Consider the following 15,962-nt stretch of genomic DNA (forward strand, 5'->3'; position numbering starts at 1 on the left):
ATTCCGGTCTTGACCGAGACCCATCAACCGGTCCCGTGATTACGCTCCCGCTCATGGCCGACTCCACACCCCCCACACACGCCTCCGCGCAGCCCCCACCCGACCGCCCCGTCTACGTCATCGGCGGCGGCCCCGGAGGGCTCGCCGTCGCGTACGCGCTGCGCGCCCGGGGCATACGGGCCGTCGTCCTGGAGAAGTCCGACCGCGTCGGGGCGTCGTGGCGCCGCCACTACGACCGGCTGCACCTGCACACCACCCGACGGCTCTCGGCCCTGCCCGGGCTGCCGATGCCGCGCCGGTTCGGGCGGTGGGTGTCCCGGGACGACGTGGTGCGGTACCTGGAGAAGTACGCCGAGCACCACCGCCTCGAAATCGTCACCGGCGTCGAGGTGTCCCGCGTCGAGCGCACCCCCGACGGCACGGGCTGGCTGCTGCACGCCACCGGCGGCCGCGAACTGACCGGCGCGGCGGTGGTCGTCGCCACCGGCTACAACCACACCCCGCGGCTGCCCGACTGGCCGGGCCGGGCCGCCTTCACCGGCGAGTTCCTGCACGCCGGTGAGTACCGCAGCGGCAAGCCCTACGCGGGCCGGGACGTCCTCGTCGTCGGGGTGGGCAACACCGGCGCCGAGATCGCCGTCGACCTGGTGGAGAGCGGCGCCTCCCGGGTCCGGCTCGCCGTGCGCACGGTCCCCCACATTGTGCGCCGCTCCACCGCCGGCTGGGCCGCCCAGTACAGCGGGGTCCTCGTCCGCCGGCTGCCGGTCGGGCTGGTCGACCGGATCTCCCGGGCGCAGGCCAGGGTGGCCCTGCCCGACCTGTCGGCCCACGGGCTGCCGCGCCCCGACACGGGGCTGTACACCCGGGTGAAGCAGGGGGCGATCCCGGTGCAGGACGTCGGCCTGATCGACGCGGTACGCAAGGGCCGGGTGGAGATCGTGGCCGCCGTGGACGGTTTCGAGGACGGCGACAAGATCGCCCTGGCCGACGGCAGCCGGATCTCCCCGGACGTCGTGATCGCCGCCACCGGCTACGTCCGTGCCCTGGAGGGCCTGGTCGGCCACCTCGGCGTGCTCGACGACCGCGGCAGGCCCGTCACCCACGGCGCCCGCACCCCGAGCACCGCCCCCGGCCTGTACTTCACCGGCTTCACCAACCCGATCAGCGGCAACCTGCGCGAGATGGCGCTGGACGCGGTGAAGATCGCCAAGGCCGTCGCACGGAACGGCGCGGGGAGCGCGTCCCGGCTGCCGGGCTGAAAGACGGGAGTCGCCCGGTCGACGGCTTCGACAACTTTGCTTGCTCACAGCGTTCCTGACGTCGCATCAGTTCAGTAATCTGACAGAGCGTCAGTTAGCGGCTGTCTCACAGGAGCGGGCGGAAACGATGCTTGGATCGACCCACGGCACCCTCACCACCGACTCCCGCCGGACTCGGGCCATCGCCTGTGGCGAGCGGTCCGGGCCTGCCGTGCACGGCAGGCCGGCCCAGGCGGGCGACCTGGACGTCAGCGGACGGCCGCTGCACGCCGGCGTACCCGACCTGGACCGCTTCTTCCGCCCCCGGACCGTCGCCGTGATCGGCGCCTCGGACGCCGCGGGCCGCCCCAACACCGGCATCACGCGGCAGCTCGTCGACTGGGCGGAGCGGGTCGGCGCCCGGCTCCACCCAGTGCACCCCAGCCGGCCGTCCGTCTTCGGCATCCCCTGCTCACCGTCCGTCGCCGGCCTGCCCGAACAGGTCGATCTGGCCGTGGTGCTGGTCGGCGACCCCCTCCCGGTGATCGAGGAACTGGCCGAGGCCAAGACACGGTTCGCGGTCGTCTTCGCCTCCGGGTTCGCCGAGACCGGGCCGGAAGGCGAGGCCGCCCAGCGACGGCTGACCGCCGCCGTCGAGCGGTCGGGGCTGCGGCTGCTGGGGCCCAACACCAACCTCAACGCCTTCGAGCGGTTCCGTGACGACCTGGAGGGGCCGGCGATCGCGCTGATCACCCAGTCCGGCCACCAGGGCCGCCCGGTCTTCGCCCTCCAGGAGCTGGGCATCCGCCTCTCCCACTGGGCCCCCACCGGCAACGAGGCCGACCTGGACAGCGCCGACTTCCTCGCCTGGTTCGCCGAGCAGCCCGAGGTCGGCGCCATCGCCTGTTACCTGGAGGGGCTGAAGGACGGCCGTTCCTTCCTGCTCGCCGCCGACCGCGCCGCCCGGCGTGGAGTCCCGGTCGTGGCCGTCAAGGTGGGCCGTACCGAGACCGGCGCCCGCACGGCCGCCTCCCACACCGGCAAACTCACCGGCGCGGACGCCGTGGTGGACGCGGCGCTGCGCCAGTACGGCGTGATCCGGGTCGACGGGCTGGACGAACTCCAGGACACGGCCGCCCTGCTGGCCCGGGCCCGGCCGCCGCGCGCGGACGGGGTCGTCGTCTACTCGATCTCGGGCGGCACGGGCGCGCACGTCGCCGACCTGGCGACCGCCGCGGGCCTGAGCCTGCCGGAGCTGTCCGAGGCCAGGCAGGCCGAGCTGCACCAGTGGATACCCGAGTACCTGAGCGTCGCCAACCCGGTCGACAACGGCGGGCATCCGGTGGGGGACGAGCGCGGCCGGAAGATCATCGACGCGATCCTCGGCGATCCCGCGGTGGGCGTGCTGATCTGCCCGGTCACCGGGCCGTTCCCGCCGCTCAGCGACCGGCTCGTCCGGGACCTGGTGGACGCGGCCGAGCAGACCGACAAGCTGGTCTGCGTGGTGTGGGGCTCGCCGGTCGGCACCGAGCCCGCCTACCGCGAGGTCCTGCTCGGCTCCTCCCGCGTCGCCACGTTCCGCACGGTCGGCAACTGCCTCACCGCCGTCCGCGCCTACCTCGCCCACCACCGCTTCACGGCCGCCTACCGCTCCCCCTTCGACGAGGCCCCGCGCACCCCGTCGCCGTCCTACCGCAAGGCGCAGGCCCTGATGCAGCCCGGCCGGCAGCTGAGCGAGCACGCGGCGAAGCAGCTGCTGCGGGCGTACGGCATCCGCGTACCGCGCGAGCAGCTGGTGACCAGCGCGGCGGCGGCCGTCCGCGCGGCCGGGCTCGTGGGCTACCCGGTGGTGATGAAGGCCTCCGGGGCCCGGATCGCCCACAAGACCGAACTGGGCCTGGTGAAGATCGGGCTGACCTCGGCCAGCCAGGTCCGCGACGCCTACCGGGAGCTGACCGACATCGCCCGCTACGAGGACGTCGCCCTGGACGGCGTCCTGGTCTGCCAGATGGTGGAGCAGGGCGTCGAGATGGTCGTCGGTGTCGCCCACGACGACCTGTTCGGACCGACCGTGACCGTCGGACTCGGCGGCGTGCTCGTCGAGGTGCTGCGCGACACCGCCGTCGGGGTGCCGCCCTTCGGGGAGGGGCAGGCGCGGGACATGCTCGCCGGGCTGCGCGGGCGGGCCCTGCTCGACGGCGTCCGGGGGCGGCCGGCGGCGGATCTGGACGCGCTGGTCGAGGTCGTCCTGCGTGTGCAGCGCATGGCCCTGGAACTCGGGGACCAGCTCGCGGAACTGGACATCAACCCGCTGATGGTCCTGCCGCAGGGGCAGGGCGCCGTGGCGCTGGACGCGCTGGCGGTGTGCCGCTGATGACCGGGGCCGATGTTCTGTACACGACCGGCGACCACGTCCTCTGCGTCACCCTCAACCGGCCCGAGACCCTCAACGCCCTCACGCCCGGGCAGCGCGAGGACATCATCGGGCTGCTCGCGGAGGCGTCCGCGGAGGCGGACGTGCGGGCCGTGGTGATCACGGGGACGGGCCGCGGCTTCTGCGCCGGGGCGGACCTCCGGGCGGGCGGCACCGGCGGCGAACGCCTCGCGGGCGACGTCGCCCGCACCCTGCGCACCGGCGCCCAGCGTCTGATCGCCGCCGTGCTCGACTGCGAGAAGCCGGTGATCGCGGCCGTGAACGGCACTGCGGCCGGCCTCGGCGCACATCTGGCGTTCGCCTGCGATCTGGTCCTCGCGGCCGAATCCGCCCGCTTCATCGAGGTGTTCGTCCGCCGCGGACTGGTCCCCGACGGCGGCGGCGCCTATCTCCTCCCGCGCCTCGTCGGCCCGCAGCGCGCGAAGGAGCTGATGTTCTTCGGCGACGCGCTCACCGCTGCGGACGCCGAACGCCTCGGGCTCGTCAACCGGGTCGTCAGGGACGAGGAGCTGGAGAAGACGGCCCGCGCCTGGGCCGAGCGACTCGCCTCCGGCCCGACCCGCGCCCTCGCCCTGACCAAGCAGCTCGTCAACGTCTCCCTAGACACCGACCGCGCCGCCGCCTTCGCCGCCGAGGCCGCCGCACAGGAGATCAACATGACGACGGCGGACGCACGGGAGGGCATACGGAGCTTCGTGGAACGGCGGACCGCGGAGTACCGGGGCCACTGACCCGCCCCGCACTCTTGCCTACCTGTTCGTGCCTGTTCCTGCCTCTTCCCACCCTGTTCCTGCCCCTTCCCACCTCTTCCTATCTGACGCTGCGTCAGTTTCAATGCTGGGTGTGATGGGACAAGCAGGGATGGCGGAAGCCGCCGTCCGCTACCTCAGGTCGGTCCGCGCCACCGCCCCGGAGCCCGTCGACGCGCTGCCGCGGCCCGAACTGCGGTGCGTCGGCGCCAACGAGCGCGCCCCCCTCGACCCCGGGGAGTTCCGCCGGGTCCTGGGGAACTTCGCGACGGGCGTCGCCGTCGTCACGGCACCCGCCGCCACGGCCGGCGAACCTCCCGCCGGCTTCGCCTGCCAGTCCCTCAGCTCCCTCTCCCTCGACCCTCCCCTGGTCGCCTTCATGGTCGGCCGGACCTCGACGACCTGGCCGCGGATCGCCCGGGCCGGGGTGTTCTGCGTGAACGTCCTGGGCGTCGGCCAGGGCGAGTTGTGCCGTGCCTTCGCGGTGAGCGGCGCGGACAAGTTCGCGGGCGTGGCGTACGACGCGGCGCCGGTGTCGGGCTCGCCGCGTCTGACGGGCGCGGTGGCGTGGATCGACTGCGCGATCCACGCCGTGCACACCGGCGGGGACCACCTCATCGTGGTGGGCCGGGTGAACGCCCTCGGCACGGAGGACGCCGACGGCCCGGAGGGCCCGCTCCTCTTCCACCGGGGGCGTTTCGCCCGGCTGGCGCCCCCGTAGGGCTCACCCCGCCGTCAGCCGCCACAGCGAGGTGACCTCGGCGGCCCGCGCGGCGTGGAGCGGATCGCTGGTGTCCCGTGCGCGGGAGTGGCGCGGGCGGGTGTCGAGCCGGTCGGCGACGCGCAGCCCCGCCGCCGCGATGGCGGCCGGCAACGCGTCCCGGTCGCGCAACCCGAGCCGTTCGGCGAGGTCGGACAGGACGAGCCAGCCCTCGCCGCCGGGTTCCAGCCGGTCCGCGAGCCCGCTCAGGAAGCCCTGGAGCATCGCACCGCCCGCGTCGTAGACGCCGAGGTCCAGGTCGGAGGCGGGCCGGGCGGGGAGCCAGGGCGGGTTGCAGACGACGAGGTCGGCACGGCCGTCGGGGTACAGCCCGGGCCCGGTCACACGGACCGTACCCGCGAGCCCCAGCCGCCGTACGTTGGCCCGGGCGCACTCCCGTGCCCGGGCGCCGACGTCGGTGGCGACCACCTGCCCGACCCCGCGCCGGGCCAGCACGGCGGCGAGCACTCCGGTGCCCGTGCCCAGGTCGAACGCCGTGCGCACGGTCCCGCCGCCCGGCAGGGGCGCCCGTGCGACGAGGTCGACGTACTCGCTCCTGGTCGGCGCGAACACCCCGTAGTGCGGGTGGATCCGTGCGCCGAGCGCCGGTACGGCAACGCCCTTCTCCCGCCACTCCCTGGCGCCGATCACCCCCAGCAGCTCGGTGAGCGCGACGGCGACGGGCCCGCCGGACGGAGGCCCGTAGGCCTCGTCGCAGGCCCGGCGTACATCCGGCGCGCGGCGCAGCGCCAGGGTGTGGTCCTCCTCCAGCAGGACGAGCAACTTGCCGAGCACGCGCGCACGGTGGGCGCGGTACCGGCGGTGTGCGCGAAACGCCTCGGCCGGGCGTCCCGGCGCTTCGGGCGCGCTGCGGCCGACCCGGCGGTCCATGGCACGCAGCAGCTGACGGGCGTTGTGGAAATCCCCGCGCCACAGCAACGCGGTGCCCTCACAGGCGAGTCGGTGGGCGACGGCGGCCGGCATCAGGTCGTCGGCGACGACGACCCGGCGGGGCAGGGGCAGCCCGGACTCAGAGTGCCAGCGGGCAAAACGGGGTCGAGCCTCGACCCAGTGGATCGTGGACACGGCAGACTCCTCGGAAGGTCGAACGTGAGCGAACGCGCGAAATCACGACGACCACGTCACCGAGGACCATGCCGAGTGTCATCAACTCACCTTTCGAGGCAGTGCGGTGGCAGCATTCAGAATAGGCCGACCAGCGGGAGCGTCGCGGCGGGTGGGGAGGCAGGGCCATGAACACCGAGGACAGCCGCCAGGAACCGGCCGAGCACGCCCGCTTCGCCGCCTACCTCGTCGAGCTGGAGCAGGTCGCCGACGCGGACGAGAGCGGGCTGGTCGGCGAGGTTCTCGCCGACCCGGACCCGGTGATGGCCCGGGCCGCCGTGGTGCGGCACCTCGACCGCTGTGCCGCGCGGCTCTGGTGCGAACCCGGCTGGGAGGAGTGGGGCGAGGCCATGGCCCGGGTGGTGACCGGCCATCCCTTCCTGATGCGGCGCCTCCAGGAGTGGTCCCTGTTCCGGGCGGTCGCGCTGCGGCTGCCCTGGCACCGGGACGACCTGCTCGCGTCGTCCGACTGGCTCCAGCTGAAGACGGCGGCCGGAACGAACCCCGAGGCCCTCCGGGTGCTCGCCGGGAGCGGCCGGACGAAGCGGATCCGCAACACCGCCCGGACGGGCCTCGGGCGGCGGGGCACGGGCTGAACTCCGGCGACCGGCCCGGCCTCAAGCCAGCTGACCGGCCCCGCCTCAAGCCAGCTGACCGGCCCCGTCTCAAGCCAGGCGACCGGCCCCGTCTCAGGCCACCGCCACCTCGCCCCCCGCCCTGCGCCGGATCACCAGCGCCATCAGCGCCGCCGCCGCGCACAGCGCCCCCGACGCGTACCAGACCACGTCGTACGACCCGAAGGTGTCCCGCGCGACCCCGCCCAGGAAGGCGACGACGGCCGCCCCGACCTGGTGGGAGGCGAGGACCCAGCCGAAGACGATCGCGCTGTCCTCGCCGTAGTGCTCGCGGCACAGGGCGAGGGTGGGCGGCACGGTGGCGACCCAGTCGAGGCCGTAGAAGACGATGAAGAAGATCATCGGGGGGTGGACCGCGGGGCCCAGCAGGAGCGGGAGGAACATCAGGGAGACGCCCCGCAGCGCGTAGTACACCGCCAGCAGGCGGCGCGACTCGAAGCGGTCCGTGAACCAGCCGGAGGCGATCGTGCCGACGACGTCGAAGACGCCGATGACGGCGAGCAGGGACGCGGCGGCCTGGACGGGCATGTGGTGGTCGTGGGCCGCGGGGATGAAGTGGGTCTGGATCAGTCCGTTGGTGGAGGCGCCGCAGATCGCGAAGGTGCCGGCGAGCAGCCAGAACGGGCCGGTGCGCACGGCGGACAGCAGCACGGTCACGGCCCGGCGGGCGGCACCGGGGACGGGCGGCGGCTTCGGCACGAACTCGGTGGCGCCGTACGGCTTCTGGCCCACGTCCGCGGGGTGGTCGTGCAGCAGGAGCCAGACGAACGGGACGACCGCGAGCGCGGCGAGCGCGACCGTCACGGCGGCCGGGCGCCAGTCGTACCGGTCGATGATCCAGGACAGCAGGGGCAGGAAGATCAGCTGGCCGGAGGCCGAGGCGGCGGTGAGGATGCCGCTGACCAGGCCACGCCGTTCGGTGAACCAGCGGTTGGTGACGGTCGCCGCGAAGGCCAGCGCCATGGAGCCGGAACCGAGTCCGACCAGCAGTCCCCAGTACAACATCAGCTGCCAGGCCGCGGTCATCCACACGGTGAGCCAGGAACCGGCCGCGATCACGGTCAGGGCGACCGCGACGACCCGGCGGATGCCGAAGCGGTCCATCAGGGCCGCCGCGAACGGGGCCGTCAGACCGTACAGCGCGAGGTTCACCGAGACAGCGGCGCCGATCGTGCCGCGTGACCAGTCGAACTCGGCGTGCAAAGGGTCGATGAGCAGGCCCGGCACGGACCGGAAGGCGGCGGCGCCGATGATCGTCACGAAGGTGACGGCGGCGACGAACCAGGCGCGGTGCACCCGCACACGGGTCGGCTTCGGCGGCTGCTGGACGGCCGCTGCTTCGGTTGTCTGGGTCACGACATAGAGCTTCCGACCTGCGGCGCGCTCCATCGAGTGGCCCGAAGGACAGCATTCGTTAGGATCGGGCCATGCGCCGTGAGCCGGAGTTCCGCCCGCACCGGGTCGTCGTCCTCGCCCTCGACGGCCTGCTCCCCTTCGAGCTGGGCATCCCGCACCGCATCTTCGGCCGCCCCCGGGACGCCCGGGGACGCCTGCTGTACGACGTCGTCACCTGCTCGATCCGCCCGCCGGGCCCGGTGCGGACCGACGCCGACTTCGCCATCCAGGTCGAGCACGGTCCCGAGGCCCTGGCCACCGCCGACACGGTGATCGTCCCGGCGTCGTACGAACTCGGCCCGGTCTTCGAGCAGGGCGTGCTCACCGGCGAACTGGCCGCCGCCCTCGGCCGCATCCGCCCGGGCACCCGGCTCGCGGCGATCTGCATCGGCGTCTACGTCCTCGCCGCCGCCGGTCTCCTGGACGGCCGCCCCGCCACCACGCACTGGGCCGACGCCGACCGTCTCCAGCGTCTCTTCCCGCGTGTCGAGGTCGACCCCGACGTCCTGTTCATCGACGACGGCGACGTCCTGACCTCCGCCGGCGTCGCCGCGGGCATCGACCTGTGCCTGCACATGGTGCGCCGCGACCACGGCACGGCCGTCGCGAACGAGGTGGCCCGCCGCACGGTCGTACCGCCGCACCGCAACGGCGGTCAGGCGCAGTACATCCACCGGCCCGTGCCCGACCCGCAGCAGGCGACCACGACCTCGGCCCGCGCCTGGGCCCTGGGCCGTCTCCACGAGCCGATCCAGCTGCGCGACCTGGCCGCCCGGGAGTCCATGTCGGTGCGCACCTTCACCCGCCGCTTCCGCGAGGAGACCGGCGTCAGCCCCGGCCAGTGGCTCACCCAGCAGCGCGTGGAGCGGGCCCGGCACCTCCTGGAGTCCACCGACCGCTCCGTCGACCAGGTGGCGCGGGAGGCGGGCTTCGGCACGGCCCAGTCGATGCGCCAGCATCTCCAGGCGGCCCTCGGCGTCACACCCACCGCCTACCGGCGCACCTTCCGGGCGGAGAACGACGCCGCCGCCGTCCTCAGAAGGTGAGCACGGCCCGCGCCACCCGCCCCGCCTCCGCGTCCGCCGCCGCCTTCTCGAAGTCCTCGACCGGGTAGGTCCGGCTGACCAGTTCGTCGAGCAGCAGGCGCCCCTGGCGGTACAGCCCGGCGTACAGGGCGATGTCCCGCTGGGGTCGGGAGGAGCCGTAGCGGCAGCCCAGGATGGACTTGTCGAGGTACATCGAGGAGACCCGGAAGGACGCCTCGGCCGTGGCGGGCGGGACCCCGAGCAGGATCGCCTGGCCGTGCCGGTCCAGGGCGTCGATCGCCTGCCGGATCAGCTCCACGCGGCCGACGCACTCGAAGGCGTGGTCCACGCCCGTGGGCAGCAGCTCGCGCACGCCCTCGGTGGACGTCAGGAAGTCGGTCGCGCCGAACCGGCGTGCCGCCTCCTCCTTCGCCGGGTTGGCGTCGACGGCCACGATCCGCCCGGCGCCCGCGAGCCGGGCCCCTTGGAGCACGTTCAGGCCGATGCCGCCCGTCCCGATGACCAGCACGCTGTCGCCGTGGTCCACCCTCGCCCGGTTCAGTACGGCGCCCACCCCGGTCAGCACCCCGCACCCGATGAGCGCCGCCGAGGCCGGCGGGATGTCGTCGGGGATGCGGACCGCCTGGACGGCCTTGACGACCGTGCGCTCGGCGAACGCCGAGTTGGACGCGAACTGGTGCACCGGCGAGCCGTCGTGGCGGAACGGCCGCCCCGGGCGTCCGATGGCCTGCCGGCACATGGTCGGCCGGCCCCGGTCGCACTCCGCGCACGTGCCGCAGTTCGCCAGGGTGGACAGCGCCACATGGTCACCGGGCGCGACATGGGTGACGCCCCCGCCCACCGCCTCCACGACCCCGGCCCCCTCATGGCCCAGCGCCACCGGCACGGGGAAGGGGATGGTCCCGTTCACCACCGACAGATCGCTGTGGCACAGCCCGGCCGCCGAGACCGCCACCCGCACCTCGCCCGGCCCGGGCTCGCGCACTTCCAGGTCGGTCACGACCCGGACCTGCTTCCCGTCGAAGATCACGCCTCGCATCACACGGCCCCCTTGGGCTCCCTGGGCAGGCCGAGCACGCGCTCGGCGATGATCGTGCGCTGGATCTGGTCCGAGCCGCCGTAGATCGTGTCGGCCCGGGAGAAGAGGAACAGGTGCTGTGCGGGGTCCAGTTCGTAGGGCGCCGAGGCCGACCAGTCGGCGGGGCCGACCCCTGCCGCCGCGCCCCGCACCAGCACCGCCAGCTCCCCGAGCCGCTGGTGCCAGCCCGCCCACAGCAGCTTGGCCACGCTGGGGGCACCCCCGTCACCGGAACTCCCCAGCGTGCGCAGGGCGTTCCAGCGCATCGTCCGCAACTCGGCCCACTGCCTTACGAGCCGTTCCCGTACGACGGGGTCGTGCACCGCGCCCGACGCGACGGCCGCGCGCACCACGCCCGCCAGTTCCTCGGCGAACCCGATCTGCTGGGCCAGCGTGGACACACCCCGTTCGAAGCCGAGCAGGCTCATCGCGACGCGCCAGCCCTCGCCCTCGCCGCCGACGACGTGCCCGGCGTGCGCGCCGTCGAAGAAGACCTCGTTGAAGTCGCTGGTGCCCGTCATCTGGCGGATGGGACGGACCTCGATCCGGCCGGGCTGGTCCATGGGGACGAGGAGGAAGGTCAGCCCGTGGTGCCGTACCGAGCCGGGTTCGGTCCTGGCCAGCACGAAACCCCAGTCCGCCTCGTGCGCGAGCGACGTCCAGATCTTCTGCCCGGTGACGCGGTAGGTGCGGCCGTCCGGCTCGCGCACGGCCGCGGTGCGGATCCCGGCCAGGTCCGATCCGGCACCGGGTTCGCTGTAGCCCTGGCACCAGAGTTCCTCGCCGGCGGCGATCGGCGGCAGGAACCGCGCCTTCTGCTCGTCGGTGCCGTGGGCGAGGAGCGTGGGCGCGAGCAGGTTCTCCCCGATGTGCCCCGAGCGCGGGGGTGCCGCCGACCGCGCGTACTCCTCGGCCCAGACGACCTGCTGAGTGAGGGTGGCCGTGCGGTTCCCGTAGCCGCCCTCACCCCAACCGAGCCCGATCCACCCGGCGGCACCGAGGGTACGTTCCCAGGCACGGCGGTCCGAGACGCCGTCGGCATGCACAGCGAGCCAGGCACGAGCTTCGCTGCGGAACGCGTCGTCCTCCGGCCCGAAGTCGAAGTCCATCAGGGTGCTCCTCTCGATGCCGCAGGGGCGGATTCCCCAGGGGCGCGGGGAACTGCGCGACAAGCCACAGCGCACCCGCACCCGCCGAAAAGGCCCAAGGCCCCCGAGCTACAGGACGTTGGGCCGCTCCCCTTCCCGCGCCGCCCTCTCCATCTCCCGCACGCGCTCCAGCAACGGCATCGGATCCACCCCCACCGACCCCGACAGAACCTCCGCGACCCCCTCCACGGTCCAACCGCCGGATGAATACGCCGCACGCAGCTCCCGCGGCTGCGCCCACACCGCGATCTTCGCCCCGGCCACCGTGTACACCTGCCCGGTGATCCCCTCCCGGGAGGCCGCGTCGGACAGCAGGTACACCACCAGCGCGGCGACGTCCTCCGGCTCCCCGATCTCGGCCAGTTCCATCGGTACCCCGGCCGACATCCGGGTCCGCGCGACCGGCGCCACCGCGTTCGCGGTCACCCCGTACTTGTGCAGCCCGAGCGCGGCGCTGCGCACCAGCGAGATGATCCCGCCCTTCGCCGCGCTGTAGTTGGCCTGCGACACCGACCCCTGGTGGTTGCCGCTGGTGAACCCGATCAGCGTCCCGGCCCGCTGCTTCCGCATCACTGCCGAGGCAGCCCGGAACACCGTGAACGTGCCCTTCAAATGGGTCGCGACGACCGGGTCCCACTCCTCCTCGGTCATGTTGAACAGCATCCGCTCGCGCAGGATCCCGGCCACGCAGACCACACCGTCCAGCCGCCCGTACGACGCCAGCGCCACGTCGACGACCCGCTGCCCGCCGGCCATCGTGGAGATGTCGTCGGCGACGGCCACCGCCTCCCCGCCCGCGGCCTCGATCTCCTTGACCACGGTCTGGGCGACCTCGCTCGCCGGTGACGCGCCGTCGACCGAGACGCCGTAGTCGTTGACGACGACCTTCGCGCCCTCGGCCGCCGCCGCGAGCGCGACCGCGCGGCCGATGCCCCGACCGGCTCCGGTGACGGCGACGACCTTGCCTGCCAAGAAGTTCCCCACGCCCGGCCCCTTCCCGTCCCACGGTTTCTGACGGACCGTTAGATTCTCGATTCCCGAATTCTACGACCCGTCAGATACGGGAAGACAAGCCCCGCGGAGGACTCATGTCGCTGCCGGACGCGTTCCACGACATCGCCAAGCGCGTGAACAACTGGGGCCGTTGGGGATCCGACGACGAGATCGGCACCCTGAACCTGATCACCGACGAGGTCGTCAGGCGGGCCGCGGCGACCGTCCGCACCGGCCGGCGCGTCCCCCTCGCACTGCCCCTCCAGCAGGACGGCGTGCAGACCGGCATGATCCCCGGGCGCGTCAACCCCCTGCACGCCATGGTGCAGATCAACCAGGAGATCTTCGGCCCGGGGACGGTCGCGTGCAGCGACGACGCCGTGACCATGGGCCTCCAGGCGGCCACCCACTGGGACGCCCTGTCGCACGTCTCGCACTCGGGCCGGCTCTACAACGGCCGCCCCGCCCACACCGTCACCGCACACGGCGGCGCCGGGTTCAGCGGCATCGGCACGGTCCGGCACGTCGTCTCGCGCGGGGTGCTGCTGGACGTCGCCCGGGCCCGCGGCACGGACCGGCTCGACGGCGGGTACGCGGTCACGCCCGAGGACCTGGACGCCGCCGAGGAGCTGGCCGGCACGCGGGTGCGGGCGGGGGACGTCGTGCTCGTGCGGACCGGGCAGATCCAGGCGTACCTGGCCGGGGACCGGCACGGCTACGCGTACCCCTCGCCGGGGCTGTCGATCCGGACACCGGAGTGGTTCCACGCGCACGATGTCGCGGCCGTCGCCGACGACACCCTGACCTTCGAGGTGTTCCCGCCCGAGGTGGAGGACCTCTGGCTGCCGGTGCACGCCCTCGATCTCGTGGAGATGGGCATGCCGCAGGGCCAGAACTGGAATCTCGAAAAGTTGTCCACAGCCTGTGGAGAAGCCGGGCGGTATGCCTTCCTGCTGACCGCCACCCCGGAGCCGTTCACCGGGGCGACCGGCTCTCCGGTGGCTCCCGTCGCCGTCCTGTAGGCCGCCGGCCCGGGGCCCGCCCGCCGGACGGCCGACGGACCGGTGCGACCGGGCCGCCACCCGCCGCACCGGCCGGGCCGCCATCCGCCGCAGCTGGATGGCGGCGCCGCGCTGCTCGCCCCGAGCACGACAGCGCGCGCCGCCACCCGACTCCGGCGCTCCCGCCCCGACTCCCCGCCCCTGAAGGGAGCCGACGCCGAATCACGACTCACACTCGCCGAGGGCTGCCGTCCACCGAAGCCCTCGTCGTCCCCTCACGGCGAATCGCTGCCCACCAGCGTGAGCAAACGGTCACGACCCGTCAACAGGAGTTAGAAGAAATGTCCCTTAGGCGGCTTTTGCCGTAGGCGCGCACGGAAGCACGTCCGGGCGCATCGCCGCATGCCCTGACGGAACCCGCCGGCCCGCCGTGCATCCGTGCCCCGGCCCCGCCGCACGAACCCAAGGCATGTGCCGCCGTACACCACGCCCGGCCGGAACGGGCGGCGGTGCTACACCGCCTCGTACGCCAGGCCCTCGAAAGCAGCCCCGCCGCACGCCACCGCGCCGCCTCCGCACGACGCCGCGAGGTCCGGGGACTTCGCGCACCGGTCCACCTCGCACCAGATGCGCTTGCCGGTGGCCTCGACGCTCCAGCCCCAGCGGTCGGCGAGGCCGTCGACGAGCGCCAGGCCCCGGCCGCCGGTCGCGTCGTCGCCGGCGCACCGGGGGACGGGGGCCCGGCCGCTGCGGTCCGCAACCTCCAGACGGACGGTGGCCTCCTCCGTCGCCATGTGCGGCAGGGACAGCAGCAGGACGGCGGGGCGGCCGGTGTGCACCACGGCGTTGGTGACGAGCTCGGAGACGAGCAGGATCAGCGTCTCGGCGAGGGGTTCGTCGGCCTGTATGCCGGACCCGGCCAGGCGGGAGCGGGCCCACCGCCGGGCCCGCCCCACTTCTGCGGGGTCGGGCCGGATCTCCAGCTGCACTTGAAGCACCTGCACCGCTCACACCATCCGAACCGGCGGACACTTAGGCTCGCGCCTCACGAGGGCCACGATCGTAGCCATTTTCTGCATGGCCAGAACAACGGCCAGGACAAGGATCACGCAACGTGAATCCCTTGTGGGACAGCATGGTTGACGTACAGTCACGCCAACAAGCGCTTCGGGCATATTCCAGCGCGAAGGAGTACCCGTGCGGCATACTGTGCGACGCTCGCCGCGGGCAGTCGAACAGGCGGCGCCACGGGGTCGCACTGCGCTCGGAGCCACTCGCATTCGACACAAGGTACCGGAGCGGGCAATCGACTCCAGGCCGTAACGAGTCACACTGAGGACACAAGCCGATATCAACGCTCCGTGATTCCGGTATGCCACGATCCGCGACATCTCCGGGAGCGGTCCCGGCGACACCGCAGCCAGACGGCCCGTCAGGCCGTCTCGGGCGTCAGAGCCGCCGCGAGCAGCTCTTCACTCTCCGTGACTCCGCCCGCACGTTGGGTTCGAACCCATGCGCGTTTCAGATGCAGATGGACCTCGGACTCCCAGGTGAAGCCCATCCCGCCGTGCACCTGGAGGCAGTCGCGGGCGCCGCGCACGGCGGCGTCGTCGGCGAGGATCCGGGCCGCGGCGATGTCGGCCGGGTCGGCGGTCACGGCGGCCGCGTACACCGCTGCGCGGGCCGTCTCCGCACGGACCAAGATCCCCGCGCACAGATGCGCCACCGCCTGGAAGGCCCCGACGGGTCGTCCGAACTGTTCGCGCGCCCGGGCGTGTTGCGCCGCGAGTTCGCAGACGCGGCCGGCCGTGCCGAGTTGCTCGGCGGCGGTGAGCAGGATGGCGACGGGGTCGGGGGCGGGGCGCGCGGCGGGCACGCGGTGCAGGGGCGTCAGCGGGTCGAGCGAGCGCAGCGGCACGGCCCCGGTGGCGTCCCCGCGTACGGCGTCCGCCTCCGCCAGCCACTCCACGAGGCCGCCGTCCACGGCCGCCACCACCGTCTCCCCGGTGGCGGCACCCGGTACGACACCGGCCGCGAGGTGGGTGGCGACGAGCGGCCCGGGCAGCAGCGCCCGCCCCGCCTCCTCGAACACCAAGACGGCTTCCGCGAGCCCGAGTCCGATCCCGCCGTCCGCCTCCGGCACCCGCAGGGCGAAGAACCCGAGGTCACCGAGGGCCCGCCACAGCCTCCGGTCGAGCCGCGGCGGCCCGGCCGCACGCCCCGCCCCCACCGCGTCGGCACCGCCCCCGTCGGCCTCCTCCACCGCCGCCCGCAGCGCCCGGCCGTCGAACCGCCGTGCCAGGGCCTCGCGCGCCCCGTCCCGCAGTGCCCGCTGGTCGTCCGTCAGCCGGAACCGCACC

14 protein-coding genes are annotated in these 15,962 nt (G+C 73.6%); 7 read left to right on the top strand and 7 right to left on the bottom strand.

The genetic code is table 11. The features are described 5' to 3' along the window. Positions 1 to 53: 53 nt before the first annotated feature. The 4 genes from RFN52_RS17320 (at position 54) to RFN52_RS17335 (ending at position 5,142) form a co-directional block, all read left to right on the top strand. Positions 54 to 1,259, top strand: a complete 1,206-nt coding sequence (locus RFN52_RS17320) for a flavin-containing monooxygenase (RefSeq protein WP_184847531.1) — start codon at positions 54 to 56, stop codon at positions 1,257 to 1,259. A gap of 127 nt (positions 1,260 to 1,386) precedes the next feature. Further along, positions 1,387 to 3,612 carry an acetate--CoA ligase family protein gene (locus RFN52_RS17325; protein WP_184847533.1) on the top strand — a complete coding sequence of 742 codons (2,226 nt, stop codon included), beginning with the start codon at positions 1,387 to 1,389 and terminating at the stop codon, positions 3,610 to 3,612. Beyond that, complete coding sequence (locus RFN52_RS17330; protein WP_184847535.1) at positions 3,612 to 4,403, top strand: enoyl-CoA hydratase/isomerase family protein; 792 nt, start codon at positions 3,612 to 3,614, stop codon at positions 4,401 to 4,403. The genes RFN52_RS17325 and RFN52_RS17330 overlap by 1 nt, the downstream gene beginning before the upstream one ends. A gap of 115 nt (positions 4,404 to 4,518) precedes the next feature. Then, a complete protein-coding gene (locus RFN52_RS17335; protein WP_311240979.1) occupies positions 4,519 to 5,142 on the top strand; it encodes a flavin reductase family protein in 624 nt (207 codons plus the stop codon). Between the two features lie 3 nt (positions 5,143 to 5,145). Here RFN52_RS17335 and RFN52_RS17340 read toward each other — a convergent pair whose 3' ends face one another. Beyond that, positions 5,146 to 6,267, bottom strand: a complete 1,122-nt coding sequence (locus tag RFN52_RS17340; protein ID WP_184847537.1) for a methyltransferase — start codon at positions 6,265 to 6,267, stop codon at positions 5,146 to 5,148. A 167-nt stretch (positions 6,268 to 6,434) separates the two neighbouring features. Here RFN52_RS17340 and RFN52_RS17345 point away from each other — a divergent pair, with 167 nt between their 5' ends. Further along, positions 6,435 to 6,902: a hypothetical protein gene (locus tag RFN52_RS17345; protein WP_184847539.1), complete on the top strand. Its 468-nt coding sequence runs from the start codon at positions 6,435 to 6,437 to the stop codon at positions 6,900 to 6,902. Between the two features lie 93 nt (positions 6,903 to 6,995). On the opposite strand, the gene RFN52_RS17350 is transcribed toward RFN52_RS17345, so the two are convergent. Next, complete coding sequence (locus RFN52_RS17350; protein WP_184847541.1) at positions 6,996 to 8,297, bottom strand: MFS transporter; 1,302 nt, start codon at positions 8,295 to 8,297, stop codon at positions 6,996 to 6,998. 71 nt (positions 8,298 to 8,368) lie between these two features. Between RFN52_RS17350 and RFN52_RS17355 the strand changes: the two genes are divergently transcribed. Beyond that, positions 8,369 to 9,382 carry a GlxA family transcriptional regulator gene (locus tag RFN52_RS17355; RefSeq protein ID WP_184847542.1) on the top strand — a complete coding sequence of 338 codons (1,014 nt, stop codon included), beginning with the start codon at positions 8,369 to 8,371 and terminating at the stop codon, positions 9,380 to 9,382. Here the strand turns inward: RFN52_RS17355 and RFN52_RS17360 are convergent. The 3 genes from RFN52_RS17360 to RFN52_RS17370 all read right to left on the bottom strand — a co-directional run bounded on the left by RFN52_RS17360 (position 9,372) and on the right by RFN52_RS17370 (position 12,592). Next, positions 9,372 to 10,421 (bottom strand): Zn-dependent alcohol dehydrogenase, encoded by a 1,050-nt coding sequence (locus tag RFN52_RS17360; RefSeq protein ID WP_184847543.1) that lies wholly within the window; start codon positions 10,419 to 10,421, stop codon positions 9,372 to 9,374. The two genes, RFN52_RS17355 and RFN52_RS17360, sit on opposite strands and share 11 nt — an antisense overlap. Next, positions 10,421 to 11,569, bottom strand: coding sequence for an acyl-CoA dehydrogenase family protein (locus RFN52_RS17365; RefSeq protein WP_184847544.1), 1,149 nt, complete (start codon positions 11,567 to 11,569; stop codon positions 10,421 to 10,423). The genes RFN52_RS17360 and RFN52_RS17365 overlap by 1 nt, the downstream gene beginning before the upstream one ends. Positions 11,570 to 11,677: 108 nt before the next feature. Then, positions 11,678 to 12,592 carry an SDR family oxidoreductase gene (locus RFN52_RS17370; protein WP_184847545.1) on the bottom strand — a complete coding sequence of 305 codons (915 nt, stop codon included), beginning with the start codon at positions 12,590 to 12,592 and terminating at the stop codon, positions 11,678 to 11,680. A 104-nt stretch (positions 12,593 to 12,696) separates the two neighbouring features. Here RFN52_RS17370 and RFN52_RS17375 point away from each other — a divergent pair, with 104 nt between their 5' ends. Continuing rightward, positions 12,697 to 13,623: a cyclase family protein gene (locus RFN52_RS17375; RefSeq protein ID WP_184847546.1), complete on the top strand. Its 927-nt coding sequence runs from the start codon at positions 12,697 to 12,699 to the stop codon at positions 13,621 to 13,623. Between the two features lie 491 nt (positions 13,624 to 14,114). On the opposite strand, the gene RFN52_RS17380 is transcribed toward RFN52_RS17375, so the two are convergent. Beyond that, the gene (locus tag RFN52_RS17380) at positions 14,115 to 14,591 is read right to left on the bottom strand and encodes an ATP-binding protein (protein WP_184853929.1); all 477 of its coding nucleotides are present in this window, start codon (positions 14,589 to 14,591) and stop codon (positions 14,115 to 14,117) included. A 443-nt stretch (positions 14,592 to 15,034) separates the two neighbouring features. Further along, a complete protein-coding gene (locus tag RFN52_RS17385) occupies positions 15,035 to 15,961 on the bottom strand; it encodes an acyl-CoA dehydrogenase family protein (RefSeq protein WP_184853930.1) in 927 nt (308 codons plus the stop codon). Position 15,962 lies beyond the last annotated feature (1 nt).

The organism is Streptomyces collinus, from assembly GCF_031348265.1.
Taxonomy (GTDB): Bacteria; Actinomycetota; Actinomycetes; order Streptomycetales; family Streptomycetaceae; genus Streptomyces; species Streptomyces collinus.